The following is a 24,900-nucleotide window of genomic DNA, read 5'->3' on the forward strand; positions in this document are numbered from 1 at the left end:
CCTCACTCGAAACACATCCCCGCCACCGACGCTGGCTCCGAGGCGCCCCAATCGGCGGGGTAGATCCCAGCCCGTACGAGGTGACGGAACGAGCTGTACGGCCAATCAATGGGGCTTGTGACCAGCCCGTGCCGCACCGGGTTGTAATGGATGTAATCCATGTGTCGGCGGTAATCGTCATCGTCCCGCAGCAGGTGTTCCCAGTAGCGTCGCTGCCAAAGGGTTCTCTCACGGCGTCGGCGACGCGATACGTCCTGGGCCGGCAGTTGCCCGATGGCCCGGGAGACACGCCCCTTCACCAACCGCCAGCGCCTGGAGAAATCACCGTCCGTACCAGGCAGTGTCCAGATGGCGTGCACGTGATCCGGCAGCACCACCATGGCGTCAATGTGAAACGGGTGATTTAACTTGACGATGCGCAAGGCCGTGCGCAGGGCGTTGATAGCGGCGAGATCTTCGAAAACAGGCCGCCGCCGGTGCGTCACCACGGTAAAGAAGTAGCTGGCGCCAGGAATCGGCGCACGGCGATAGTTGGGCATGCTTGGCCTCCTTGCCGTTTATTTGCCACAGACGCCGATCCATCAGCGCCCAATTCGGTCTCTATAATTGCAGCATACGGTGCGTTACGCGCTGCGCGCTAACAGCACCCTACATTAGGCCGTGCCCGCGACGCCGGTCCGTGCCCGCCGTAGGGTGCTGTTAGCGCGCAGCGCGTAACGCACCAAACCCTACTTTCGCCATGCCCAGAAACACCTACCCCAGAAACACATGCAACAAGGCGTAAACGGCACCCAGATAACCCAGGCCCAGAATAACCGCACGCAGAATTACGCGACCGCTTGCATACAGCGTCAGCAGCAACGTCGCAAACGTGGCCACGAACAGATGGATGATGGCGGTGAGCAGACCCGGCCAGATGCCCTCCGCCGGGGTGCCCCAGGGCCAGCCCAGGGTCAACCGCACCGCCATCAGCGCCAGCAACAGCGCCGCACCCTCGAACAGTAGGCTCAAGCCGTTGCCCAGACGCCCGCCACCGGTCGAAGGTGACGATTGTTGAACCGTGTTCACTCTGTTTCCTCCACGATCTCGTTACGCACCCGCACCGCCAGGTTACGGGGAATGATGGGCTTGCCCCGGGCCAGCAGGTGCACCTTGGTGAACGCCGCGCCAAACATGAGAATCAGCGAAGAGTAGTATACCCACAGCAACAGTAAAACCAGCGAGCCCGCAGCGCCGTATGCGGACGCCGGGGCGGTGTAGGCGAGATAGGTGGCGATGCCGTAGCGGCCCAGGGAGAACAGCAGCGCGGTGACCACCGACCCCAGCATCACGTCCCGCCAGCTCAGCACTACGTCCGGCAGCACCTTGAAGATGGCCGCGAACAGCAGTGAGATCATCACCAGGGAGATGACGAACTCGGAACCGCTCAATACCTGGCCGGGGATGGGGATCCAGTCCCCCGCAAAATTGATGACCGCCCGCAGCGCCACGCCGAACACCAGCGACACCATGAGCACGAAGCCGATGGACAGGGCAATGGTCAGCGACAGCGCCCGGTTCTTGACGAAGATGAGGATGCCGCTGCGGCTGGGCTTGGCGACCACGTTCCAGATCCCGTTCAGCGAGTTCTGCATTTGCGCGAATACCGTGGTGGCGCCAATGATCAGCGCGCCCACGCCGATGATCGTCGGCAGCAGCCCGGCCTCTTCCATGCGGGACTGGTTCACGGCCCCTTCCACTGCGCTGGCGGCATCCTCACCGATGGCACTCTCGAGCTGGGCGACGATCTGACCCTGGGCCGCGTCCTCACCGAAAATCAAGCCGATCATGGTCACCGCGATAATCACCACCGGCGCCAGCGAGAACAGCGTGTAAAACGCCAACGAGCCCGCGGCCGCAAAGGCATTGCGCTCCAGCCACAGGCTGATGGTGTCCCGCAGGATGGCATACCAGTAGAAACCAACCCGGGACACCGCGGTCAAGTCAGGCATGATTGGCTAAACCCCATATCGCCCGCATCAGAGCCGCCCGCGCTGCACAAGCGGCGGAAGGCAGAATACACAGCTTGCCACAGGATGACCCCATGCCCTCGACACCTCACACATCCACTGACCTGTTCGACGACGCCAGCTCCCGGCTGGAGGAAATTTTCAAGCGCCTGGCAGTCGACGACGACGTCCGCGAGCGGCTGGCGCAGCCGGCCCTGTCGCTGCAGGTCAGTGTGCCGGTACGCATGGACAATGGAGAGCTGCGGGTGTTCACCGGCTGGCGCGTGCAGTACGACACCACCCTCGGGCCCGCCAAGGGCGGCATACGCTTTCACCCCGACGTAGACCTGATGGAAGTCACCACCCTGAGCTTCTGGATGGCCATCAAGTGCGCCGTGGTGGGCCTGCCCTACGGTGGTGGCAAGGGCGGCGTGCAGGTCGACCCCAAGAAGCTGTCGCGGCTGGAGCTCGAACGCCTGTCCCGCGCCTACATCCGCGCCATCGCCGACGTGATCGGCCCGGATCGGGACATCCCCGCCCCCGATGTGAACACCAACCCCACGGTCATCGGCTGGATGTCGGACGAGTACGACGCCATCGCCCGGGCCAAGACACCCGCCGTCATCACCGGCAAGCCGGTGGAGCTGGGTGGCTCCCTGGGCCGGGTCGAATCCACCGGCCGGGGCGCGCTGCAGGTATTGAACATCTGGGCCCGGCGCATGGAGCGCAAGCCCGAAGATCTCACCATCGCCATCCAGGGCTTTGGCAACGCCGCCTACCACTTCGCCCGGCTGGCGAAGGAAGACGGCTACACCATCGTCGCCCTGTCCGATTCCAAGGGGGCGATTCTCAATCGCAAGGGGCTGGACCCGGACCGCATCTGGAAGGAGAAGACCCGCAACATCAATCTGCAGGAACTGGTCTACTGCGACGACTCCGTGACCTGCCTGGCGGACGAGGCCGAGGCCATCGACCAGGAGGCGCTTCTGGCGCTGGACGTGGACGTGCTGGTGCTGGCCGCCCTGGAGGACCAGATTCACGAGGACAACGTGGATGACGTACGCGCCAGCGCCATCCTCGAGATCGCCAACGGCCCCGTCACCAGCAAGGCGGACGCCGCACTCGCAAAGCGCGACGTGCCCGTACTGCCGGACGTGCTGGCCAATACCGGCGGCGTGATCGTGAGCTATCTGGAATGGATTCAGAACCGCACCGGCGACTACTGGGACGAGGCCACGGTCAACGAGCGGCTGCGCGCGCGGATTGAGCAGGAGGCAGACCGGGTATTCGCCCTCGCGAACGAAGAAGGGGTGAGCTACCGCACCGCCGCCTACCTGCAGGGCATGAAGCGCATCGCGGCCGGCATCATGCGTCGCGGCCATGATCATGGACCAGACTGACTGGCACACGTTTGATGGCGCGTAGCCCTATGTGAGCGCGGTGTCTTCATCCCGCTCGGGACCGGTGTACCAGCGGCGGTTGTCATGGGGCTGCAGCGTCACGCCCCAGGCGTCGTAGTCCTGGGTCCAGAGCACGTCGCCCGCCTCGTCGGTGGCAGCCACCGGCGAGCCCAGCGCGTCGTTGTGGTAGTCGGTGACGGTCTCCGTGGCGCCGAGCAGCAGCGCCAGCAGCAGTGTGGTGATGGTTCGCATTGTACGTTCCTCCGTGAAAGGGGCGTCAGTCGTCGACGCCAACCTCGGTGGTGTCATCCTTGATGCGGCTCACAAGCTGGGTGCCGATATGCACGTACTCCCGAAAGCCGCCGCCCAGGTCGTACTCGCCGAGCAGCAGGCCGGTGTCGGCGCTCACCAGGTTGCCGGCGCCGTCATAGGCGTAGAGAGCCTGGCCGTCGGCGGTGGCATTGCCCCGGACGTCGTAGTTGAAGGAAGCGCTGACGTATTCACGCCGTTGCGTTACACACGGATTTCTCGTGATGCTAGGCGCGGCGACTGGCTCGCCGCCACCGGGTTCGATATCCAGACTCCGGTGAGCGTGCGTGTCATGCAGACATGCTGGCGGTGACGGTGGAAGAGGCTCGAACCAGAAAGCCCCGGCGGTTGCCCGCCGGAGCTTTACCGTTATCACTCAACCTCATCGGGGATCTTCATTAGCCGATCAGCAAACTTCTCGGTTGCCTGGCGATCGCCAGTCAGGCCCATGTGCTCAGTCTCAAGCCACCAGAGATAATCGACGACCTCATGCCGTGGTTTCCGCAAGATCAGCATCTTGTAGATCGTCGGCACGTAGGAGTCGTATTCATCCTGCGCTTCCGTAATCTCGCTCACGCCAATTGGGTCCCACTCTTTCAGCAACGCTCGTTTGATTGCTTCGTGAAAGAGACGAGCTCGACTCCTGGAATCTGTTGTCATGGCGCACCTGGAATGACTGTCACCACCCTACCGGTGGCATTATCGGTAATCACACGAGCGTTGTTGGCCGCATCGAAGTATCCAGCCGTTCCAGCCCGGGTGCGGAATGTCGTGCCAGTACGGACCGTATTCTCGACGACCGATGGCATGAGGCCACGGTTCTGCATCTGATCGAGAGCGTGTCCACTATACCGACGCCCTCCAATGGTCGTCGGTGAATTACGTACCGCTTGGTATGGTGCGTTGCTTAACTCGAAGCCCCTACTTCCACGGAAACCCGTCCCTGCTCCCCGAGCCCCATCCGCCACAGCCCTGCCGGCCCGGGCGGGTCTGCCGATGAGGTTGACACCGGCGGCAGCGGCGGCTCAGGTGGAGCCTCTATTCTTGCAGGCCTGACATGCGATCTCTCAACAACTTCTCCACGGTGAGTCCAAGCTACACGATATCGCCCCCTGAGAATCACAAGCAGCGAATTTAGCAGCAACGCCCGCGACGTCTTCAGGTTCAGCCAATATCCAGCTCTCCTCCCATACATCGTCTCGACCCGCGATCGTAATGGACTCACCGTCGCTCGTCTCGATTATCAAGGTGCTGTCCTGCTCCACCCGGACTGCATTGACAGTGACGCCGACCAACAGCATCAGTCCATAAGCAAAGGCTGGTTCGTGCCGTTCTGTTCGTCGCGATGCTTTGGGGAGACTTTCAACGAGATTATTCCACTCATCTATTTCTCCTATATGGGACATGGATTTAATCTCTAAAATCATGACTTTTGGCCTATCTATTTCGTCCGTTTCTCGGCTTTCAAACTGGACCCGGAATCCAGCCGAGAACTCGAAAGAGGCCAGAGTCATATTCACAAGCCATTCACCTAGAATGGCTTGTAATCTTGACGTGGTTGTCATGGTGTTTGCTCGAAGTGACTGGCAGCACGTCTCTGTTGCTTTGTACCTTGTGGAGTGGCGCCACTCGGTGTCCGGGGGCTGTTTGTGCCTGGCGTCGTAGTTACGGCCCTCCTCGGGTGGTGTGCACTCCCCTGCATCGATCCGTCGTAGGCGTGCCTCCCTCAATTCGACTCGTCACCCTCCATGAGTTCTATTATGGCTGACGGCACTTCCACAGCCACGCCATCGCCATATTCAACGAGGTAAAGTGTCGTGCCGACCGGATAGCCAAGTTGCTGAGCTTGCACTTCTGTCTCGACCTGTCGGAGACCGCATACCGAGGCAAACACACCTGGCCGTTGCTCCGGCTTAGCACTCAACTTGATGCGAACGGTGTCTCCCCAAGTGGGCTCGGTCATGAGTGCGCTCCTATTTCCTAATCGGTAGCCACGGCGTGCCATCCGAGTTGGTCACACCCGGAACGTGCCCGTGTGGTTGCTGAGCCCGGGGGTCTGGATGCGATGCAGGCCTGTGCGGTCCGTCGATGCGGACTCCTGTAGGATTCCCTGCCGCATCCCTCGCTTGGATAAAGCGGCCGTCCGGCGAGCCGGTTATCCTCCCACCAGGAGGAGTGGGTATCGCGTTCCCCTTCGAGTCAACATAGATGGGGCCGCGCTCTGGAACAGTATTAGGGTTACCTCTCGCTCTGGGAGCAGTCAGTGTCCTTGCTCCCCGCACCCCATCCGCCACAGCCCTGCCGGCCCGGGCGGGTCTGGCGATGAGGTTGACACCGGCGGCAGCGGCGGCTCTCGTGGCTCCGCTGCCCTGGTACGCCTGATAGGCATCATAGGCCGCAAGTCCGTATCCCGCGACCTTCACCGCACCCCAGACCAGCGCCGGGATGGGGATATTGCCGTCAGGGTCCACGTAAGTGTAGGGGTTGTTGGCACCGTAGGCGTAGCGGTTGAAGCTGTGGATGTTGCTGTCGTGGAAGTCCACTGGATCAAGCGCGAGAAAGCGCCCGATAGCCGCGCTGTACCAGCGCGCCTGCAGGTAGGTGAGCGCGGTGTCTTCATCGCGCTCGGCGCCGGTGTACCAGCGGCGGTTGTCGTGGGACTGCAGCGTCACGCCCCAGGCGTCGTAGTCCTGGGTCCAGAGCACGTCGCCCGCCTCGTCGGTGGCGGCCACCGGCGAGCCCAGCGCGTCGTTGTGGTAGTAGGTGACGGTCTCCGTGGCGCCGAGGGCGTGGGTAGTGCCGAGCAGCACCGCCAGCAGCAGGGTGGTGATGGTTCGCATTGTACGTTCCTCCGTGAACGGGGCGTCAGTCGGCGAGGCCAACCTCGGTGGTGGCGTCCTCGATGCGGGTCACCGGCTGGGTGCCGATGTGCACGTACTCCCGAAAGCCACCACCCAGGTCGTACTCGCCGAGCAGCAGGCCGCTGTCGGCGTAGACGCGGTCGGTGCTCTGCCCGGCGCGGGTGCTGCGCACCAGCAGGCCGGCGCCGTCGTAGAGGTAGCTGATAACCTGCGCGCCGGTGTCGGCGCTCACGAGGTTGCCGGCGCCGTCATAGGCGTAGAGGGCCTGGCCGTCGGCCGTGGCGTTGCCCCGGGCGTCGTAGTTGAAGGCATGGAAGGTGTCGGGGAAGGTGCGGATGGCGAGCCTGTTGTTGGAGTACATGTACTCCTGGGTGTCGCCATTGATCTGCCGCAGGGTGATGTTGCCACGGTGGTCGTAGGCGATGCTATCGCTGCCCCACACGCCCTGGGCGCTGGTCATAGCGATACCTGCCAGGGGATTCAGAAGGCGTTTTAAGCCTGCGGTGTTGCCGTCCAGTGAGCAACTTCATATCGAGTCCCTCCAGATTCCTCCCTGGTGACGTCGAACAGGAACACCTTGCCCAGATCGTCAGCACCTCCAAGCACCGTATCCCCATCCCAGTCGAGCAGAGAGGTATGACACCGGAGAAGCTCTCGCCCGGTCAACTTTATCCCACCGACCTGCAACCAATGGCAGAGAAATACCGCGAATAGCTCATGCTCCGACTGATGGAAGAAACGCGTAACTTCCTCGGAAAACCGGCTTATGTCTCTCGTTTTGACTTCTTCCAAAGCAGACACTAACCGGAGTTGCTCAAACTAACCTTGGAGTCTCTGCTCATAATCTGCGGAATCTTCCAAAGAAAGCAGGCGAGACTCAATATCGAGCCCGAGGCCCACCACGCTCCGCAGGCCCTCAACGAAGGCGGGAAGCGCCTGCTTTCGCTGATTCCGACGCTTTGCAAGCTGAAGCCTGCTGTCTGGCCCGCGCATTGCCCTACGGCCTCTCATCAATGCGAGTCTTATCGTTCCTTAAACGAGGGCGACCAGCCGGGTCCGTCTGCCCACCTGGTTTCGACCTACATGCCTCCCAGTGAGGGCCATGATTCCGGTCCTGAAGCTGATGCTGCACGTGCCTTCTTCCGCTGGGCGTGTCGTATTCCAACTGCCTGCCAGCAGGTCGATTCCCAGGTCCTCGCGGGCTGCTCTGAGAAAAAGGCTGGCAAAATATACTCTCGCCGCCGGACATATTTTCAAAAAGAAACTTAATATTAGCGCTTCTTAACTCGAAGAAGATCGCTTCAGAGAGATAACCGTTGTGCAGACCATAAACAACACCATATTTAATGATCTCTACGTCCTTTTTAATTCAGAATATCTTTTTCATCAGCAGACTTCCAAAAATTGACTGTTAGAATTAAAACAACCAATCATCTAGCGCAAAAAAATAATCATAAATATCACATAAGAAATACGCCCACTTAATTAAAACTTCAAGTCAAATACGAGTGGAACATCATCAGAATCCTGCATGTGCCCTGTCTCCAAACACAAATATCTAAAACCCCAATTGCCAGGCAGGGACAGAAGGGAGATAAGATCGTTCACGGTTCCATACGTGTAACGAACCCTATCCCCACGTGACCATTCACCGGCGAAGAATATGGCTAACTTATCGCATTCTACAGAGCAAACTGACACCACTTCCGTTAGAAAATCGAAAAACTTTGGACGCACACCTTTCACCTCAAAGTCTATTAGCTCGTTATGTATATCGAAGGCGAGTGCAACCGTTCCTTTTCTCGGCGCTTGCAGAAATAAAACTTTGTCCCACCCTTCAATTCTGCTAACACCACTCAAGCCAGCCACCACATCAGGTTCCGCATAGACTATACCGTCCAGTAAGCCGTATCCGAAGCTGGTTGCTACCTTTAAAGCAGCAGGGAAAATATCTGCATTCTTTTGAGAACAGTAGCCAAGGCCAATCGTGGTACTCATTCTTTCCTCATGGACCTTGTTCGAAGTGTGCTCGTGCCTTGCCCAGTTTGCGCCTTATAGAGTTCGCGAATATCTCTCCGTGTGACAGGTCTGTCAGCACCTTTCCCAGCAAACACTCTTCCACCGGGCGTAACTCTTCTAATATTCTGAGGGGTGGCCGTAGCGCCAGAGTAGCCATGGCCACTGGACCGCAGACGGAATAAATCTCGACCACCACGTTGCACTGTTGGATTTCCGGCTTGAGTAGCCGCGTCTACCTGTCCCTGCATGGTCCGCTCGCCGAGTCGAGGCCTGTGTCCTCGCCCCTCCAGGCCTATCGTTCTCCTCGCCCCATCCGCCACAGCCCTGCCGGCCCGGGCGGGTCTGCCAATGAGGTTGATCCCGGCGGCAGCGGCGGCTCCCGTGGCTCCACTGCCTTGGTACGCCTGATACGCATCATAGGCCGCAAGTCCGTATCCCGCGACCTTCACCGCACCCCAGACCAGCGCCGGGATGGGGATATTGCCGTCAGGGTCCACGTAAGTGTAGGGGTTGTTGGCACCGTAGGCGTAGCGGTTGAAGCTGTGGATGTTGCTGTCGTGGAAGTCCACTGGATCAAGCGCGAGAAAGCGCCCGATAGCCGCGCTGTACCAGCGCGCCTGCAGGTAGGTGAGCGCGGTGTCTTCATCGCGCTCGGCGCCGGTGTACCAGCGGCGGTTGTCGTGGGACTGCAGCGTCACGCCCCAGGCGTCGTAGTCCTGGGTCCAGAGCACGTCGCCCGCCTCGTCGGTGGCGGCCACCGGCGAGCCCAGCGCGTCGTTGTGGTAGTAGGTGACGGTCTCCGTGGCGCCGAGGGCGTGGGTAGTGCCGAGCAGCACCGCCAGCAGCAGGGTGGTGATGGTTCGCATTGTACGTTCCTCCGTGAACGGGGCGTCAGTCGGCGAGGCCAACCTCGGTGGTGGCGTCCTCGATGCGGGTCACCGGCTGGGTGCCGATGTGCACGTACTCCCGAAAGCCACCACCCAGGTCGTACTCGCCGAGCAGCAGGCCGCTGTCGGCGTAGACGCGGTCGGTGCTCTGCCCGGCGCGGGTGCTGCGCACCAGCAGGCCGGCGCCGTCGTAGAGGTAGCTGATAACCTGCGCGCCGGTGTCGGCGCTCACGAGGTTGCCGGCGCCGTCATAGGCGTAGAGGGCCTGGCCGTCGGCCGTGGCGTTGCCCCGGGCGTCGTAGTTGAAGGCATGGAAGGTGTCGGGGAAGGTGCGGATGGCGAGCCTGTTGTTGGAGTACATGTACTCCTGGGTGTCGCCATTGATCTGCCGCAGGGTGATGTTGCCACGGTGGTCGTAGGCGATGCTATCGCTGCCCCACACGCCCTGGGCGCTGGTCAGGCGGTTGACGCCGTCGTAGGCCATGGCGCGATTACGCTGACTATCCAGCCCATCGGTGATGCCGGTGACGTTCAGGCCATTGTCGTACTGGTAGCCGAGGTCTGCCGCCACTCCGCCCGGGGCCGTGGCCTGAATGCTTGAGAGGCGCTGGCGGTTGTCCAGCGTGGTGGTGGCCTGGGCGCCGTTGGCAAGCGTCAGTTGGCTGACGAGCCCCGTGGGGTGGTGCGCGGCGGCGGTGACGTAGGGCAGGGCCTGGGTTTCCCGGCCCAGCGCATTGGGGGCGAAGTCCACCATGCGCCCGCTGGGGTAGGTGATTGCGGCGATATGGTCGAGGTTGTCGATGAGGTAGGCGACCGTGTAGGCGCGGCCATCCACCTGCAGGGTTTCCTCCACGAGATTGTCGGCGGCGTCGTAGGTGTAGTCTCGTGCAACATCGCCATGCATCAACGTCACCAGATTATCGTTGGCGTCGTAGGCCTTGCTGGTGGTGGGGGTGGCATCGGAATACGACATCTCCACGGGGCGATCCCGGCCGTCGTAGGAGAAGCTCTCCACAACGCCGTTGCTGCCAATCTGCCGCGACGTGAGGTTGCCCACGGCATCGTAGCCGAGCACGGTGTCGCCGGTCTCGGGGTGGAACTCTTCGACGAGAAAGCCGCGGCTGTCGTAATCGTAACTGCGGGTGAGGCCCGTACCGCCCTGTTGCCCCTGGAAGACGCTGACTGGTCGGCCAACAGCGTCCCGATCGATGATTGTCGCGATGCCTTCGGGCGACTCAATGTAGTGAATCAAGGGTTGTTCGTCGAAGCTGCCGTAGATGGCTTGTAGGAAATAGGTTTGCTGCAAGTTCTCGTCGATTTCGACTCGTTCGTAGGCGAGTGGGTACTGATACACCCGGAACGAGCCATCGGCATGGGTCACCTGTGTCAGCCGGTCGAACACATCGAACGCGTAAGTGGTGCCCGACGAGCTATTGGGGTACGACTCGAAGGTGACGCGATTGCGCGCATCGAAAGTTCGCGTGATCTCCACCGAGTCACTGGTGCTGATGTCCTGCGTCGTCTCCGTGACAACTCGCCGCAGGCCGTCCCATTCCTGCGTCTCGCTCAGAGAGCCTCTGGTCAGTGTCTTCCCTGTCGGCCCGTAGTTGATGGATACCGGGGCGCCGACGGGGTAGGTGATGCCGGTGAGCCGATTGAGCCCATCCCAAGTAAAGGTGCGGGTGTTGCCGCGGCCGTCGGTTTCACTGGCGATGGTGCCCGTGGGGTTGACGGTTCGGGAGATGGTGATGCCTTCCGGGTGCTGTTCCGACTGCGCCACCCCCCTGAAGTAGTTACTGAACGTTGTCGTGTTGTTGTTGGCATCCGTCTGTGTGGCGACATCGCCGTCGGCGGTGAAGGTGTACGTGGTCTCGACGCCGTAAACACTCTCCGAGATCATGTTCCCGGCGTTATCGAATGATCGGTTGATGGTCCAGGCGTCCTCATTCGGACCAATCACCGTCTCGGATGTCACCAGGTCGAGCATCCATGTCTGCGTATTCGACTCGTAGGTGTAGAGGGTGGTCCGCTCTGGATACTCCACCAGGGTGCCGGTCTCAGTGACCGTCTGCGGCACCAATGAACTGAGGTAATCGTCGTAACTGGTCGTCACGCCGACCCAGCCGTCGTCATCGTTTCGGAAATGCGAGCTTTGGACAAGCAGAGGCGCAAGGGTATGCGGGTCGATCTTCTGGGTGTCCCGGCCATGCCAATAGTTTTCATTTGAAATCTGAAAACCGGTCCAGGTGTTCTCGATCTGCTCGATAAGCACGCCGTTTTCATCCAGTACCTGCTCGAAATCCCGCAACCCGATCCGCCACACCGAGCCGGCGCTGACGCTGTTGTATCCGTAGTGGTAGTAGATGCGCGTCTCGTAGGGGCCCTCGACGGTGGTTTCGTCATAGGCAGAGGAAGACGCGTAGGCCGGCACATAGGCGTAGCTCCACTGGTCAGTGGGCACATCCCGCCCACTCTGCTCCTTCTGCGAGACTACGGTGGTGATGCTGTCGGGATTACCGGCCTCGAACTGCACGTCGTCATACCCATAGCTGACTTCGCCACCCCAGGGGTAGGTCATGCGCTGTAGTGCAAACGAGCCGGCAGAGCCGTCGGTGATGAGTCCGTAGTAGTCGAATTCCCAGCTTGTACCGTCAGGGCGAATGACGCTGGTGAGCTGCTGGTACGGCACCAGGGTTTCGGATATCTGGGTGTAGTCGTACGTCCAGGTTTGTCCGTGCGCTGAGATCGATGCCAGGCGAACCGTATCCTCATCTTCGTCGGTGTAGCTGTAGGTGACGACGCGGCCGTCGCTGGTCTGCAGTTCATCAATGATGATGTAACCGGATGTCGTCTGCGAGTAGGCGATCTCCATCCAGTTGCCGTTCGGGTCCTCGATTCTGGTTGGATAGAAATGCGTTTCGTCGACCACGCTCTTCCGAAAATCCATGCGATAGCGCATCCCATCCCGCGAGACGACGGTGATGACCTCGCCGGTGCTGTTGCAGTCGGCCCGCCACATGCTCTTGGTCACCAGGTAAAGATCCTCTAGCTCGGGGACGGCCAGAACCAGTAGGTGGCGTTCACCGCTCGGCAGCTCCAGCATGGGGTTGTCCTTCACGCTGATGGCGTACTGCTGTTGAACACAGACCTTGGAGCTATGCAGGTTGCCGACAACGATTCGCCCGAAGTGCATCGTCCAGCCGGTGCCGTAGGGTGAATATGGCGGCAGCGAACCCTGAACGTGCGTATACGTACGCTTGATCTCGATATCGAAGCCACCATTGCCGGGAATGACGAGATCGGTGAAGGACAGTTGCAGGCTCCCCGAGAAGGGGTCTATCTGTTCGTTGAAGCTGTCGTTCCGGGTATCCCGATGGGGGTTCAGGCCGGGCTCTTCATAGTAGTCTCGGATTGATGCCGAAGGCAGCGGGTCGTCGCTGTCATCCGCGGCAACGTGGACGGGGAGAGCCAGAAGGCACAGGGCAAGGGCATGGCGCATGCGCATTGTAGATTCCTCCATGAATTTACAAGATTCATCGGAATGTCAGAGCGAAGCAGGGCGATACCGGAGCAGGCGCTGCCAACGCTTGCTCTAGCGTCGCGGCAGGTCTCTCGGGGTCAGCGGCCGTGGAGCCCGCTCCAGCGACTGCCTGACATTGGGGGTGCGTGGGGCGGTTACGACCCCTCCCTCGGATGGGCGTGCCCGTTCATGCGGAACAAAGTCCGCCTGGCCGGAGCGATTGTTCGGGTTACTTCCGGCGTCGGGAGCAATCTCAACAGACTGAGAAGCGAGCGCTGCCGGCAGAAAGCCAGCAGTTATGGCGGCGCAAAGCCACAGCGTGCGGGGGGTCTTCATGGTCCACCTCCTTGTGTGGGGCCAGTCGTTTCCGGCCCAATTCCAGTGAGTGCTATCCGATAGCGCAACTGGATTCCTACTAAATCGTTTAGACCGAAGACGGCCTGTTGTCTCTATTACTTCGGTGCAATTTGTGAATTGCGTCACAAAAAAAGTCGACGCGGCACCATCGAGATGCGCGGCGCTGGCTCGTGTCCCGCAACAGAAATGCAGCGAACTTCTGCTTCGGGACGCTAGGCTCCGATCTTGGCAGTCTGCGGCGTCCGCCCCGTCAGCCAGGTTTTCAGGCGTTCGGCGAAGCCGCCGAGAATCAGGTACAGGCAGGGCACCACGACCAGGGTCAGCAGCATGGAGACGGACAGGCCGCCCACCACAGCAGTGGCCAGCGGGCGCATGATCTCCGCACCCTCGCCGATGCCGATGGCCAGGGGAAGCATGCCCAGCACCGTGGTGGAGGTGGTCATGAGGATGGGCCGCAGGCGGATGGTGCCGGCGGCCACCACCGCCCGCGACACGGAAAGCCCCTTCTCCCGCCGCCCGATTTCAATGTACTCCACCAGCAGGATGGCGTTGTTCACCACGATGCCGATGAGCAGGATCATGCCGATCAGCACCGGCGCGGAGACCGGTGTGCTGGTGAGCCACAGCAGCCCCACCACGCCGATCAGCGACAGCGGTGCGGCGGTGATGATCACCAGCGGGTTGCTGAGCCGCTCGTACTGCACCGCCAGCACCACGAACACCAGGAACACCGCAAGCAGGATGACCATGCGCATCTCGCGGTTGGTCTCCTGGATGGTCTCCCACTGGCCGCCGTAGATCAGGCTGATCTCGTCGGGGACTTCCAGCCCGGCCATGCGCTGTTCCACGGTGGCCATGATGCTGCCGACATCAGCGATCTCGGTGTTCAGGTCGCCGTTCACGCGCACCACCCGGCTCTGGTTCTCCCGCTCGATGTGGGCCGGGCCCTCGCCCAGGGTAAAACTGGCCACGTCCCGCAGGCGCACCGGCACGCCATTGTTGCGGAACAGCATGAGGTCGCCCAGGGCGTCGGGGTCCTCGACCTGGTGGCTGGGCAGGCGCACGCGGATGTCGTATTCGCGGTTGGCCGTCATGTACTGGGTGGGCACAGCGCCGTCCACCGCGTCGCGCACGGCACGGCCCACATCGGACACGCGCAGGCCAAGGTCCGCCGCCCGGGCGCGATCCACCGACACCCGCATCAGCGGGCTCTGGTCCTCGCGGCCGATCTCCACACCCTCAAGACCCGGAATGCCCTCCAGCAGCGTCAGGATCTCCGCCGCCTTGCCCTGCAGTTGCTCCAGGTTTTCCCCCATGACACCGATGGAGAAATCATCACCCCGGGTGGTGAAGCGCAGGCCGTCGATGCGCGGCGGGCGTACGCTGACCCGGGCACCGGGGAGATCCAGCGCCTCCAGCCGGGACTGGGCCTCCGCCACCCAGCGGCCGGCACTCATGTCGGGCCGGTCGGCAAGCGGCGCCAGTTGCACGGAACTGCGGATGGTGCCGGGGCGCTCGTTGATGACCCCGCCGGAGAGATGCCCACCGACGATGGTGAACATGCTCTCCACATGGGGCATGCCCTGCACCGTCTCCTCCGCGGCGCGGGCCACGGCATCGGTTTCGTCAGGCGGCGTGCCCGGCGGCAGCCAGACCCGCACGTCCACGTTGCCGTCATCCACCACCGGCAGGAACTCGTTACCCAGTTCGTCCAGCACCTGGGTTGCGCCCACGAACAGCAGTGCCGCCACGGCGACCACCGCCCAGCGAAGGCGGAGTATCCGGGGCAATGCCCGGCGGTAGACCCGTCGCAACCAGGCGATGAACCGGTTGAACAGCCGTAGCGGCAGCGAGCGCTGCAGGCCGCTTTCAAAGCGCACCGCCCCCAGCAGCGCCGCCAGCATGGGCACCAGGGTGACGGCGGCGGCAAGCGTGGCGATGATGGCGAAGGAAATGGTGAGGATCAGATCCCGGAACACCAGTGCCGCCAGCCCGGTGATGAGCAGGAAGGGCAGCACCGCCGCCAGGTTGGTCAGCGTGCCGGCGGTGATGGCGGAGACCACCTCCCGGGCGCCGTCGTGGGCGGCCTGGTCGGGGGATTTGCCCAACCGCTCCCGGTGCCGGTAGATGTTCTCCAGCATGACGATGGCATTGTCCAGCAGCAGCCCCACGCCCAGGGCCAGCCCGCCCAGGCTAATGATATTCAGGGTCAGGCCACCGGCCCCCATCATGGCGAAGGTGGCCATCACCGCGATGGGAATCGACAGGCCGATGACAAAGCTCTTGCGCAGGCTGCCCAGGAACATGAACACCATGAGCATGGCCAGCACGCCGCCGAGGATGGCGGCGCTGGCTACGGAGTTGATGGAGCCACGGATGAAAAACGCCGGGTCGCTCACGGTCTCGTACTGGATGTCCGCCGGCAGGAAGCCGGAGCGCTCCAGCCGCGCCATGGTGTCGTTCACCGAGTCCACCACGTCCACGGTGTTCGCGTCGGGCAATTTGAAAACCGACACCTGGGCCGAGGGCGTCCCGTTCAGCCGCGCCAGCACCCGCTGCTCCCGATGGCCATCTCGGATCTCCGCCACCTCGGACAGGGGAATGCGGCGGGCGTTGTTGGCGGGCAGGTCCAGCAGCACCTGGCGGATGTCGTCCACCGAAGTGAACATGCCGTCGGTCTTGGCCATGACATCGAAGGTGGTGGAGGTCATCCAGCCGGCGGCGATGTCGACGTTCTCGTCCTGCAGCGCAGTGACCAGGTGCTGCATGCCCAGGCCGTAGGCGTGCAGCCGGTCCTGATCGACGATCACCTCCACCTCCCGCACCATGCCGCCCGCCGCCTCCACGCCAGACACACCATGAATGGCGATGAGCTGGGGTGCGAGCTGGTTCTCCACCCAGTCCCGCACCTCGACCTCGGAGCGCACGCTGGAGCTGAAGCCCGCCTGCCACACCGGGTCCTGGGCCGGGTCGAACTTGTAAAGGCGGGGCGGTTCGATATCCAGCGGCAGCTGGGTGCGGGCCAGCTCCATGTAGCGGGCCGCGTCCTGGATGGCGAGGTCCAGGTTGGTCCCCAGCTCGAAGATCAGGTTGACGTTGGTGCGGCCCTGGGAGGCGCGACTGTCGATGGTGACCAGGTTTTCCACCGCCGCCAGGTTGCGCTCCAGCACGCGGGTGACCTGCTGCTCCATGACCTCCGGGGCCGCACCGGGGTAGTTCACCGTGACGCGGATCTGCGGGTATTCCACGTTGGGGAGCAGGTCCACCGGCAGGCGGTCGAAGTAGAAAAGCCCCAGCACGAACACCACCGAGGCTATGGCCAGGGTGCCGATGGGGCGGCGGATGGCGGTACTGGTGATGCCACGCGGGCTGACGCCGCCGTCCCTGCTGCTCATGGCCTACCCCCGCCAGCCGACGATGCGCACCGCCTGGCCGTCCTGCATGTCGATGGGGTTGGTGGCGAGCACCACTTCCCCCGGCTCCAGCCCGGAGACCACTTCCCGCCAGGGGCCGCGGGTGACACCGGGCTCGATCTCGCGGTAGTGGAGCTGTTCGTCCTCGATCACGTAAACATAGCGCTTGTCGCCGTCCTCGCCGATAGCGGCAGCAGGCACGGCAAGCACGTCGGCGCGGCGGTCGATGGCCATGCGAATCCGGCCCAGGTAGCCCGGCCGAACACCCTGCTCCGCCGCGTCGGCGGGCAATGCAATTTCCACCATGACCAGGCGGCTGCCGGGCTCCGCCGCCGGATCGATACGGCGGATACTGGCTTCCAGCGGGTTGTCAGGCATGGCGTCGAGTTGCACAGGAACCGTCTGCCCCGGCTCGAGATGGGCGATATCCAGCTCCGATACGCCAAGCCGGATCACCAGTGCATCCATGGCCGACAGCTCGAACAGGGTCTCCTGCGCCTGCACGGCCTCGCCCGGCTCAACGTAGCGCGCGGTGACCACGGTGTCGCGGGGTGCCGTGACGCGGCCGAAGGCGACCCGCGTCTCCCACAGGGACTGCTCGCTGTCCGCCACCCGCACTTCGGACAGCGCCCGCTGGTACTCTGCCGGGCTTGCCACGCCGCGTTCGCGCAACTCGGCGGTGCGCTGGTAGTTGACTCGCGCCTCATCGGCCTGGGCACGGGCGCGCTCCAGTTCCGCCCGCTCCTCGGACACATCCATCCGCGCCAGCACCTGCCCCTGCTCCACGGCATCGCCGACTTCCACCAGCACATCGTCGATGGTGCCGGCGGTACGGCTGGCCAGACGAATACGCACCCGCGGCTCCACCGTGCCGGAGGCGGACAGGGTGCGGGAGAGATCCCGCGGGGTGATCTCGATGGCGGCCACCGGCGTGCCTCGGGGCCCTTCAGCGTTCGCAGAGGCTTCTGCCTCGGCATCATTCCCGCAACCACTGAGCAGCCACGTGGCAGCGACCAGGATCAAGGCACCCAGCATTGGACGTTGGCGCATTCTGCTGCTCATCTCGAGTAGGAAACACAGGAGGCCGGTAAGATCCCACCGCCGGGCAGCGGGCATGGCAAACCTCCCTGCTACACTGTCACATCATGCCTTTCACTGATACCACGGACCGAGGCTCCAGACAGCGATGAACCTCTACTTCAGCCCCACCTCGCCCTATGCGCGGGTCGTTCGCCTGACACTGATGGAAAAGCACCTGACCGCCCAGATCACCGAGAAGCAGGTCAGCCCCTGGGACGATGACCCGGAACTTGGTGCCCACAACCCGATCATGCGAGTGCCCACATTGGTCACGGACGAGGGGGCGCAGCTGACAGAGACCCTGTTGATCGCGAACTACCTGGAGCACCGGTTTCCGCAACCGGCACTGATTCCGGAAGACCGTTATGCGGAAACCCTGGCGCAGGCTGGCCTGGGCATCGGTCTGATCGACTCCACCGTGCAGCTCGTGATTGCCCGCAAATTCTGCATGGCGGCGAACATACCGAAAGACTTCGAGAAGCGCCGCATGAACGGCATCCAGCGCGGCATCGAAACACTGGAGAAGCAGCGCCCCCAGGCAGCCGGCGAGGTGGCAGATCTGGCCTGCATCACAGTTGGTACGGCGCTGGCGTATCTGTCTTTCAGAATACCCGAACTGGATTGGACGACGGCCCACCCCGGTCTCGCGGGCTGGCTGGCCGATCTGAACATGCGCCCGTCCTTCCGGATTACCGCCCCGGCCTGAGTCAGTGGACGACGGTCACCGGGCACTTGGCCTTGTGCACCACGCGGTTGGATACGCTGCCCAGCAGCATGCCGCGCACGGTGCCAAGGCCCCGTGGCCCGATGACGATGGCGGGGGCATCCAGCCCGTGGGCGAATTTGATGATTTCGTCCGCCGGGTCGCCGGACAGCTTCACCGCCTTGGCATCTGCCCCTGCCTCACCCAGCGCCTTGTGAGCGGCCTCCAGGCTGGCTTTTGCGGCGTCATCCCACATGCGGCGGAAGGTTTTTTCGTCGAAACGACCCACGCCCACCATCTGGGCGGAAGCCCCGGGCATGCCGATCAGCTCCGCCGGTGAACCGGGAAATACATGCACGAGGTGCAACTTGGCACCGAAGGCCTTGGCCAGCATGGCGGCGTGGACGGCAGCCTGGGCTGCGTGTTCGGAGCCATCACAGGGCACGACGATATTCTTGATGGTGGACATGGTGCAGCCTCCTGGAGGGGGATGTGCACATTAGGACAGGCGAGGGTCCGCGACAGCTTGATGCAGGTCAATGATGGTCGGGTCGGGGAACGGCAGGAGCCTGAACCGCCGCCGGATCGGTGCGTTACGCGCTGCGCGCTAACACACCCTACAGCGGGCACAGCCACACGTAGGGAGTGTAAGGCCGAAGGCCGTAACGCACCACAACGGCGGTGGTGTTGCCCCCAAGGCCACAGGCGCAAACCGCGGTCCGGTGCGCCGGCCGCGGTTCCCCGATCCAACCCGTAGGGTGTGTTAGCGCGCAGCGCGTAACGCACCGATCCGGCGCTACATCACCACCCGCACCTTCTCCGGCAGCTCGCGCTCGTCGCAATTGTTGCCGCTGCCGGCACGGTCCACGACCAGGAAATCCGACACCCGGTCCAGCGACAACAAGGGGTGATGCCACACCCCGGCGCGGTAATTCACGCCCTGGCTGCCGTTGGTGATGAAGGCCCGCAGGTCATCGACGCCGAATACATCCACCGGTGGCGCCACCACGAGCAGAAACCGCTCTCCGCGCATGGGTACGAAACACTGGCTGCCCAGGGGATGGCGTTCCATGAGCTGCAGGGTCACGGGAAAGGCGAACGGCTGGCCGCGGAAGATGCTGACGATGCCCCGGGCGTCGTCACCCTTCAGTTCCACGCCGGCCAGCGCGTGGTAGCGCATGGTGGAGCCGTTGTTGATGGGGAAGCGCTCCGGCGCGCTGGTGGTCTCGATAACGTCACCAAAAGGCTCGAAGGCATCACGGGTGAGCGGCTTCGCTGTCAGTGTTCTCATGCGCCCTCCTCCCCACGATGCAGACGACCCCATAGCCGCAGGCGGCTGACGCCGCCATCCGGAATAACGTTCAGCCGCACATGGCTCACTGGACCGATGCCGGATGCCAACTCCGTGAAGCTGTGGATGCTGTCCGCCTGCAGAGGCTGCTCGGGCAGCAGGGTATCCCAGAACATGCTCTGGGTGATCAGGGATTCATCGGTGCCCCAGGTCACCAGGGCCGCCTGTATGGAGCAGCAGTCCGGGTAGTTGCCCTTGAAATGGGCGGTGTCCAGTTCGACCCGTTCGATAACCGCCGGATGGCCGAGTTGCAGAATGCACCAGTCGTTGCCCGGCTCGCGCCGGCGCCGGGTCTCCCAGCCATCGCCCATGTTCAGCCCGCGCCCGGGGCGGAACAGGCGCATGGGATGGCCATAATGGGAATCGCTGTAGGCGATGGCCCGCGCGCCGTGCTCCAGGGCCAGCAGGTCGTAGAGCTGATCCGCCGGCTTGCGCGACCAGTCACACCAGGGGTCGCCATAGACCCGCAATCTTGCGATGCCGCCATCGGGATAGATGTGCAAGCGCAGGTGGGTCACGGGATTGTCGTGATCCACGGCGATGAAGCGGTGGCTGTCGCCCTGCAGGCTGGTGGATGCCACCAGCAACTGCCAGTCGCTCTCCGCAGGTTCACCATCGGGCTTGCAGCAGGCTTCGATGGACGCGGCCGGCGGGTAGTTGCCCGTGAAAAAGCTGGTGTCCAGGTCCACTCCGAGAATCACCCCCGGCAGGGCCAGGCGCACCACACACCAGTCGTGCCCGCCATTGCGCCGGCGGCGGGTCTCCCAGCCATCCATCCACTTGCCATGCTCGTCGTAACGGTCGGGATAGAAGACGGCCGGATCGGGATTCAACATGCGTTGCCGATCAGCGAAGAACTCGTCACTGCAAGCCAGCGCCTCGGCGCCAAGGCTCGCATCCGCCAGATTGACCCGCGCCCGGGCGAACTCCGGCAGTTCCACCGCTGGCGCCTGGATGGCCTGTTCAGACATGCGTTGCTCCCTGTTGGGCATCAAAGGGGTGATGTTCGACCCAGTGGCGGGCGATGTCCACACGGCGTGCGATCCAGACCCGATCATGGGCTTCCAGGTGGTCGAGGAAGCGTTGCAGCCCGCGGAAGCGCCCGGGGCGGCCGATCAGGCGGCAATGCAGGCCCACGGAGAGCATCTTCGGCTGCTCCGCGCCCTCGGCGTAGAGCACATCGAAGGCGTCCCTGAGATAAGTGAAGAACTGCTCGCCGGTGTTAAAGCCCTGGGGGGTGGCGAAACGCATGTCGTTGCTGTCCAGGGTATAGGGCACCACCAGATGCCCGCGCCGCTCGCCGGCATGGGTGGTCACCGTGGTCCAGAACGGCAGGTCGTCACCATAATTGTCTGCGTCGTAGAGAAAGCCGCCATGCTCCACCACCAAACGGCGAGTGTTCGGGCTGTCGCGCCCGGTGTACCAACCCAGCGGTGGCGCTCCGGTGAGACGGGTGATGGCCTCCACCGCACGGGCCATGTGTTCGCGCTCGGTGGCTTCGTCCACATCCTGGTAGTGAATCCAGCGCCAACCGTGACAGGCGATCTCGTGGCCGGCCTCATGGAAGGCACGGGTCAGTTCGGGATGGCGTTCCAGCGCCATACCCACGCCGAAGACTGTCAGCGGCAATTGCCGCCGCTGGAACTCCCGCAGGATCCGCCAGACGCCCGCCCGGGAGCCGTACTCGTAGATGGACTCCATGCTCATGTGCCGGTCCGGATAGGCCTGGGCACCGATGATCTCGGAGAGAAACTGTTCCGAATGGCTATCGCCATGGAGCACGCAGCTCTCGCCGCCCTCCTCGTAGTTCAGCACGAACTGCACCGCCACTCGCGCACTACCAGGCCAGCGGGGATCAGGCGGCGAAGCGCCGTAGCCAACAAGGTCGCGGGGATAGTCTGACTGCATGCGCGGGACCTCCGCCCGGTGATTATCCATGACTCAATGTATACAGGTGATGGGTCAAGCACGGCAACGCGGGCACTTGCACGCCCTGCGTCAAGAATGAATAGTGAAACGATGACTGAGCAAAGACGGCGCGCCGCAAGAACCGCACGCAACTACTACGACACCGCTGATGCGGACAACTTCTACCGCCGCCTATGGGGCGGGGAAGACATTCACCTGGGGCTGTACGGCCGCGACGATGTCGACATCTACAGCGCCAGCCGACGGACCATTGCCGCCATGGCAGCAATGCTGCCGGCTCTGGACGCCGACAAGCACATTCTCGACCTGGGCGCGGGCTACGGCGGCAGCGCCCGCTGGCTGGCCCGGGAATACGCCTGCCGGGTCACCGCGCTGAACATCAGCCACCGGGAGAATACCCGTAACCTGCGGCTGACGGACCAGCAGAATCTGGAGGATCGCATCCAGGTGCTGGAGGGCAGCTTCGAGGATGTGCCCATCGCCGACGGCAGCATCGACGTGGTGTGGTCCCAGGACGCGCTGCTCCACAGCGGAGATCGGCCACGGGTGCTCTCCGAGGCGGTTCGGGTCCTGGAACCCGGCGGCCACCTGATCTTTACCGACCCCATGCAGGCAGACGACGCCAGAGGCGGGCTGGAGCCCATACTGGCCCGTCTGCAGCTGCAATCCATGGGCTCCCGGGAATTCTACGAACAGACCCTGGCCGGCCTCGGCATGCGGCTGCTGCGCTACGACGATCACTCCGACATGGTCGCGCGGCATTACGGCGCAGTGCTCGAGGCCCTGATTACCCAGCGCGAAAGCCTGCAGCAGGACATCAGCAGCGAGTACCTTGAACGCATGGCGGAAGGGCTTCGGCACTGGATCGCCGGCGGTCAGCAGGGCCTTCTGCACTGGGGTATCTACTTGTTTCGCAAACCCGATTTTCCAGATTGAGTGAACCCTTATTGCGTATTCCTGTCCCCATGACTGTACCGGCCGCGGGGGCGGTCGAGCCCCTGCGGCCGTCATTTTTGCAACCGGGAGCGAACACATGCGAACACTCGAACGCACGTCACTGCTCATCGGGGGGATGGCGCTGGGTCTTGGTACCGTCGCCCACGCCGACATGATCACCGTGCCCGCCGGGCTGGACGAAGATGGCGAAGCCGTCCGGGACGATGACCAGGCCCAGACCAGCGACGCCGTTGCCGCCATGGCGGCGCTCACCGTGGTGGGCCGCAACATGCGGGCCGCGGAAATGGGCCACGAGCGCCACGAACCGGGGCTGGACGAGGCCCCCATGGAATCGGTAGGCAAGCGCTGGCTGGCGCTGCTGGATTCGGTGCAGGCCGGCTACATGGACGAGGACCGGCTCATGAGCGGTCATGCGGATGGCGCCGCCACGGATTCTGACGCGTCGATGGCGACCCTCGCCGACGGCATGTACATCTACCACATGCACCACAGCGGCGGGCGCTTTGCCGCCCACGATCTGGAGGACGATCTTGTCTTCCAGCCGGCGGCAATGCTGTCCATGCTCACCGCGCAAATGCTTGACGCCTACCACGAGGACGGCCACTTCGGGCTCAACGACGATGACGACGTCGACGGCACCGAACTCGCCTATGGCCTGGATGCCTGGCATGGCGCCGCGTATGCCTGGATCCGCCATGGCAAATCCGATGGCGAAGGCGATATGGGCCTCGTGGACGAAGACCAGCTCGAAGCCTGGATGCACCATACGCCGGACGATCTGGTGGACATGGCCCACGCCTTTGCCGACACCCTGGACGCCGCCTGGGACGATGACGCCGGCGTTTACGATTTCGGTAGCGGTACCACCTGGCAGCTGGATGAACTGGGCTCGCTGATCCGCGGCCACAAGGCTCTCTATGAAGTGCTGTATTTCTTCGATGGGGATGCGGACCGGGCCGAGGAGCTGTTCCACCGCACTGCCGACATGGTGGAAGCCATCGTCGGTGATGGCGGTTTGGTCCAGGACTGGGGGCTGCCGGAGGCTGTGAGCTTCGAGGATGGCAGCGCCAGCGCCGATGGCGACGTGGACGTTGCGGCGCAATGGCGCTTCATCCACCACCTTACCGGCGGCTTTGCCTTCACCCGGGAGAGCAGCGATCTGAGCAGTTTCCTCAGCGACGACCGGGAAGGGCTAACGGACTCTATCGGTGAAGCAGTGGATCGCATGGTACTTGGTGCCCTGCACTACCAGATGCCCATGGGCGAGTTGGCTCGCACCGTGGATCACGGCGATGGCGCCATCATTGATGACACCCTGCGCACCCGCACCGTGACCGCATTTCTTGTCGGCAGCGGAAACGCTTACAGCAGCGGCAAGCAGCTGGCACCGCCGGACGCCTGGGAGGAGGACGACGACGTCGCCCAGGCCACCGCGGCGTTCTACGCCGGATTCCTGAATCAGGCACAACTGCTGCAGGACGAGCTGATCGGCAGCGATTGGTGACGCCATGGCCGGGCTGCTGGTGGAGACGCTGGTTGTCTGGCTCGGCTTCTGGGCGGTGGCCGCGTGGGGCATAGCACGCCTCACCGGGGCCGCCGCCCGGGGTGCTGAAGGCCGCCGGGTGCTACTGGTGAGCACGGGCCTGATCAGTCTTGCGATGGCCCTGCTGTACCTGCCTCTGCGCTGGTGGCTTGCTTCGGTTTGACGGCTTCCACCAGCAGGGTCAGACCGTCCGCGCCCACCACCAGGACCTTGCTGCCGCCCGGTATGGGCTGACGGCGTCGCTCCACCGCCGCCCACAGCTCCCCGGAGACGCGAATCTGCCCCCGCGGCTCCAGCGGCATGACTACCCTTCCATAGCGCCCCTCCATGGCCTTGGTGCCATGGCCGGGGCTGTTCTCCAGGGCTGGCTTGTAGAGCGGATACAGCACCGCGTCCTTGATGAGCCAGAGACCCATGATCCAGGCGGCGGTGTCGAGGCGCATCCAGCCGTGCCCGATTACCCACCACAACAGGGCCCCCAGGAACACAATTCCCGGCACCTGCAGCAGGCTGTATCGAAGCAGTGGCGTCATGGCAATGAGCGTATCAGAGGCCGCGGGGCCTAACTTATACTCATGTGATC

Annotated in this window: 24 protein-coding genes; 4 read left to right on the forward strand and 20 right to left on the reverse strand. The window is 63.1% G+C overall.

Annotated features, from left to right (window positions below; all coding sequences use genetic code 11):
- Positions 1-2: 2 nt before the first annotated feature.
- The 3 genes from J2T57_RS05475 to J2T57_RS05485 all read right to left on the reverse strand — a co-directional run bounded on the left by J2T57_RS05475 (position 3) and on the right by J2T57_RS05485 (position 1,991).
- On the reverse strand, positions 3-539 hold the full coding sequence (locus J2T57_RS05475; protein ID WP_253475438.1) for an REP-associated tyrosine transposase: 537 nt from the start codon (positions 537-539) through the stop codon (positions 3-5).
- A 214-nt stretch (positions 540-753) separates the two neighbouring features.
- The gene (locus tag J2T57_RS05480; protein WP_253475441.1) at positions 754-1,068 is read right to left on the reverse strand and encodes a hypothetical protein; all 315 of its coding nucleotides are present in this window, start codon (positions 1,066-1,068) and stop codon (positions 754-756) included.
- Positions 1,065-1,991 carry a YihY/virulence factor BrkB family protein gene (locus J2T57_RS05485; RefSeq protein ID WP_253475444.1) on the reverse strand — a complete coding sequence of 309 codons (927 nt, stop codon included), beginning with the start codon at positions 1,989-1,991 and terminating at the stop codon, positions 1,065-1,067. Before J2T57_RS05485 ends, J2T57_RS05480 begins: the two co-directional genes overlap by 4 nt.
- A gap of 92 nt (positions 1,992-2,083) precedes the next feature.
- Here J2T57_RS05485 and J2T57_RS05490 point away from each other — a divergent pair, with 92 nt between their 5' ends.
- The gene (locus tag J2T57_RS05490; protein ID WP_253475446.1) at positions 2,084-3,388 is read left to right on the forward strand and encodes a Glu/Leu/Phe/Val family dehydrogenase; all 1,305 of its coding nucleotides are present in this window, start codon (positions 2,084-2,086) and stop codon (positions 3,386-3,388) included.
- Between the two features lie 27 nt (positions 3,389-3,415).
- Here the strand turns inward: J2T57_RS05490 and J2T57_RS05495 are convergent, their stop codons facing one another.
- The 12 genes from J2T57_RS05495 to J2T57_RS05555 all read right to left on the reverse strand — a co-directional run bounded on the left by J2T57_RS05495 (position 3,416) and on the right by J2T57_RS05555 (position 17,804).
- Entirely contained in the window at positions 3,416-3,640 is a 225-nt protein-coding gene (locus J2T57_RS05495) for an RHS domain-containing protein (RefSeq protein WP_253475449.1), read from the reverse strand.
- 25 nt (positions 3,641-3,665) lie between these two features.
- Positions 3,666-4,073: a hypothetical protein gene (locus J2T57_RS05500; protein ID WP_253475452.1), complete on the reverse strand. Its 408-nt coding sequence runs from the start codon at positions 4,071-4,073 to the stop codon at positions 3,666-3,668.
- Positions 4,070-4,273, reverse strand: coding sequence for a hypothetical protein (locus J2T57_RS05505; RefSeq protein ID WP_253475455.1), 204 nt, complete (start codon positions 4,271-4,273; stop codon positions 4,070-4,072). The genes J2T57_RS05500 and J2T57_RS05505 overlap by 4 nt, the downstream gene beginning before the upstream one ends.
- 491 nt (positions 4,274-4,764) lie before the next feature.
- Positions 4,765-5,262: a hypothetical protein gene (locus J2T57_RS05510; RefSeq protein WP_253475458.1), complete on the reverse strand. Its 498-nt coding sequence runs from the start codon at positions 5,260-5,262 to the stop codon at positions 4,765-4,767.
- Positions 5,263-5,423: 161 nt separating this feature from the next.
- A complete protein-coding gene (locus J2T57_RS05515; protein WP_253475460.1) occupies positions 5,424-5,660 on the reverse strand; it encodes a hypothetical protein in 237 nt (78 codons plus the stop codon).
- 10 nt (positions 5,661-5,670) lie between these two features.
- Complete coding sequence (locus tag J2T57_RS22135) at positions 5,671-6,537, reverse strand: RHS repeat-associated core domain-containing protein (RefSeq protein ID WP_301289143.1); 867 nt, start codon at positions 6,535-6,537, stop codon at positions 5,671-5,673.
- 25 nt (positions 6,538-6,562) lie between these two features.
- The gene (locus tag J2T57_RS05530) at positions 6,563-7,018 is read right to left on the reverse strand and encodes a hypothetical protein (RefSeq protein ID WP_253475462.1); all 456 of its coding nucleotides are present in this window, start codon (positions 7,016-7,018) and stop codon (positions 6,563-6,565) included.
- Between the two features lie 1,025 nt (positions 7,019-8,043).
- The gene (locus tag J2T57_RS05535; RefSeq protein ID WP_253475464.1) at positions 8,044-8,556 is read right to left on the reverse strand and encodes a hypothetical protein; all 513 of its coding nucleotides are present in this window, start codon (positions 8,554-8,556) and stop codon (positions 8,044-8,046) included.
- Complete coding sequence (locus J2T57_RS05540) at positions 8,553-9,443, reverse strand: RHS repeat-associated core domain-containing protein (protein ID WP_253475466.1); 891 nt, start codon at positions 9,441-9,443, stop codon at positions 8,553-8,555. Before J2T57_RS05540 ends, J2T57_RS05535 begins: the two co-directional genes overlap by 4 nt.
- Before the next feature lie 25 nt (positions 9,444-9,468).
- The gene (locus J2T57_RS05545) at positions 9,469-12,984 is read right to left on the reverse strand and encodes an RHS repeat domain-containing protein (protein ID WP_253475468.1); all 3,516 of its coding nucleotides are present in this window, start codon (positions 12,982-12,984) and stop codon (positions 9,469-9,471) included.
- Between the two features lie 569 nt (positions 12,985-13,553).
- The gene (locus J2T57_RS05550) at positions 13,554-16,736 is read right to left on the reverse strand and encodes an efflux RND transporter permease subunit (RefSeq protein ID WP_253475470.1); all 3,183 of its coding nucleotides are present in this window, start codon (positions 16,734-16,736) and stop codon (positions 13,554-13,556) included.
- Between the two features lie 3 nt (positions 16,737-16,739).
- Positions 16,740-17,804: an efflux RND transporter periplasmic adaptor subunit gene (locus J2T57_RS05555; protein ID WP_253475472.1), complete on the reverse strand. Its 1,065-nt coding sequence runs from the start codon at positions 17,802-17,804 to the stop codon at positions 16,740-16,742.
- Positions 17,805-17,940: 136 nt separating this feature from the next.
- On the opposite strand from J2T57_RS05555, the gene J2T57_RS05560 reads away from it, so the two are divergent.
- Entirely contained in the window at positions 17,941-18,540 is a 600-nt protein-coding gene (locus J2T57_RS05560; protein ID WP_253475475.1) for a glutathione S-transferase family protein, read from the forward strand.
- Position 18,541: 1 nt separating this feature from the next.
- Here J2T57_RS05560 and J2T57_RS05565 read toward each other — a convergent pair whose 3' ends face one another.
- From J2T57_RS05565 to puuE, 4 genes are all read right to left on the reverse strand, one after another.
- Positions 18,542-19,006: a universal stress protein gene (locus J2T57_RS05565; protein ID WP_253475478.1), complete on the reverse strand. Its 465-nt coding sequence runs from the start codon at positions 19,004-19,006 to the stop codon at positions 18,542-18,544.
- 327 nt (positions 19,007-19,333) lie between these two features.
- Positions 19,334-19,828 (reverse strand): ureidoglycolate lyase, encoded by a 495-nt coding sequence (locus tag J2T57_RS05570; protein ID WP_253475481.1) that lies wholly within the window; start codon positions 19,826-19,828, stop codon positions 19,334-19,336.
- Positions 19,825-20,859: an allantoicase gene (gene alc / locus J2T57_RS05575; RefSeq protein WP_253475484.1), complete on the reverse strand. Its 1,035-nt coding sequence runs from the start codon at positions 20,857-20,859 to the stop codon at positions 19,825-19,827. Before alc ends, J2T57_RS05570 begins: the two co-directional genes overlap by 4 nt.
- A complete protein-coding gene (gene puuE, locus J2T57_RS05580; RefSeq protein WP_253475487.1) occupies positions 20,852-21,796 on the reverse strand; it encodes an allantoinase PuuE in 945 nt (314 codons plus the stop codon). Before puuE ends, alc begins: the two co-directional genes overlap by 8 nt.
- Positions 21,797-21,907: 111 nt before the next feature.
- Here puuE and J2T57_RS05585 point away from each other — a divergent pair, with 111 nt between their 5' ends.
- The gene (locus tag J2T57_RS05585) at positions 21,908-22,753 is read left to right on the forward strand and encodes an SAM-dependent methyltransferase (protein ID WP_253475490.1); all 846 of its coding nucleotides are present in this window, start codon (positions 21,908-21,910) and stop codon (positions 22,751-22,753) included.
- A gap of 97 nt (positions 22,754-22,850) precedes the next feature.
- A complete protein-coding gene (locus J2T57_RS05590) occupies positions 22,851-24,278 on the forward strand; it encodes a hypothetical protein (RefSeq protein WP_253475493.1) in 1,428 nt (475 codons plus the stop codon).
- A 143-nt stretch (positions 24,279-24,421) separates the two neighbouring features.
- Here J2T57_RS05590 and J2T57_RS05595 read toward each other — a convergent pair whose 3' ends face one another.
- Positions 24,422-24,850 carry an NfeD family protein gene (locus J2T57_RS05595; protein ID WP_253475495.1) on the reverse strand — a complete coding sequence of 143 codons (429 nt, stop codon included), beginning with the start codon at positions 24,848-24,850 and terminating at the stop codon, positions 24,422-24,424.
- Positions 24,851-24,900: the final 50 nt, after the last annotated feature.

The organism is Natronocella acetinitrilica (assembly GCF_024170285.1).
Classification (GTDB): domain Bacteria; phylum Pseudomonadota; class Gammaproteobacteria; order Nitrococcales; family Aquisalimonadaceae; genus Natronocella; species Natronocella acetinitrilica.

Bases quoted from the DNA above. Each gene is read 5' to 3' on its own strand.
- J2T57_RS05475 (WP_253475438.1), bottom strand. From the start codon at position 539: ATGCCCAACTATCGCCGTGCGCCGATTCCTGGCGCCAGCTACTTCTTT.
- J2T57_RS05485 (WP_253475444.1), bottom strand. From the start codon at position 1,991: ATGCCTGACTTGACCGCGGTGTCCCGGGTTGGTTTCTACTGGTATGCC.
- J2T57_RS05490 (WP_253475446.1), top strand. From the start codon at position 2,084: ATGCCCTCGACACCTCACACATCCACTGACCTGTTCGACGACGCCAGC.
- J2T57_RS05495 (WP_253475449.1), bottom strand. From the start codon at position 3,640: ATGCGAACCATCACCACACTGCTGCTGGCGCTGCTGCTCGGCGCCACG.
- J2T57_RS05510 (WP_253475458.1), bottom strand. From the start codon at position 5,262: ATGACAACCACGTCAAGATTACAAGCCATTCTAGGTGAATGGCTTGTG.
- J2T57_RS05515 (WP_253475460.1), bottom strand. From the start codon at position 5,660: ATGACCGAGCCCACTTGGGGAGACACCGTTCGCATCAAGTTGAGTGCT.
- J2T57_RS22135 (WP_301289143.1), bottom strand. From the start codon at position 6,537: ATGCGAACCATCACCACCCTGCTGCTGGCGGTGCTGCTCGGCACTACC.
- J2T57_RS05530 (WP_253475462.1), bottom strand. From the start codon at position 7,018: ATGACCAGCGCCCAGGGCGTGTGGGGCAGCGATAGCATCGCCTACGAC.
- J2T57_RS05535 (WP_253475464.1), bottom strand. From the start codon at position 8,556: ATGAGTACCACGATTGGCCTTGGCTACTGTTCTCAAAAGAATGCAGAT.
- J2T57_RS05540 (WP_253475466.1), bottom strand. From the start codon at position 9,443: ATGCGAACCATCACCACCCTGCTGCTGGCGGTGCTGCTCGGCACTACC.
- J2T57_RS05545 (WP_253475468.1), bottom strand. From the start codon at position 12,984: ATGGAGGAATCTACAATGCGCATGCGCCATGCCCTTGCCCTGTGCCTT.
- J2T57_RS05550 (WP_253475470.1), bottom strand. From the start codon at position 16,736: ATGAGCAGCAGGGACGGCGGCGTCAGCCCGCGTGGCATCACCAGTACC.
- J2T57_RS05555 (WP_253475472.1), bottom strand. From the start codon at position 17,804: ATGCGCCAACGTCCAATGCTGGGTGCCTTGATCCTGGTCGCTGCCACG.
- J2T57_RS05560 (WP_253475475.1), top strand. From the start codon at position 17,941: ATGAACCTCTACTTCAGCCCCACCTCGCCCTATGCGCGGGTCGTTCGC.
- J2T57_RS05565 (WP_253475478.1), bottom strand. From the start codon at position 19,006: ATGTCCACCATCAAGAATATCGTCGTGCCCTGTGATGGCTCCGAACAC.
- J2T57_RS05570 (WP_253475481.1), bottom strand. From the start codon at position 19,828: ATGAGAACACTGACAGCGAAGCCGCTCACCCGTGATGCCTTCGAGCCT.
- alc (WP_253475484.1), bottom strand. From the start codon at position 20,859: ATGTCTGAACAGGCCATCCAGGCGCCAGCGGTGGAACTGCCGGAGTTC.
- puuE (WP_253475487.1), bottom strand. From the start codon at position 21,796: ATGCAGTCAGACTATCCCCGCGACCTTGTTGGCTACGGCGCTTCGCCG.
- J2T57_RS05585 (WP_253475490.1), top strand. From the start codon at position 21,908: ATGACTGAGCAAAGACGGCGCGCCGCAAGAACCGCACGCAACTACTAC.
- J2T57_RS05590 (WP_253475493.1), top strand. From the start codon at position 22,851: ATGCGAACACTCGAACGCACGTCACTGCTCATCGGGGGGATGGCGCTG.
- J2T57_RS05595 (WP_253475495.1), bottom strand. From the start codon at position 24,850: ATGACGCCACTGCTTCGATACAGCCTGCTGCAGGTGCCGGGAATTGTG.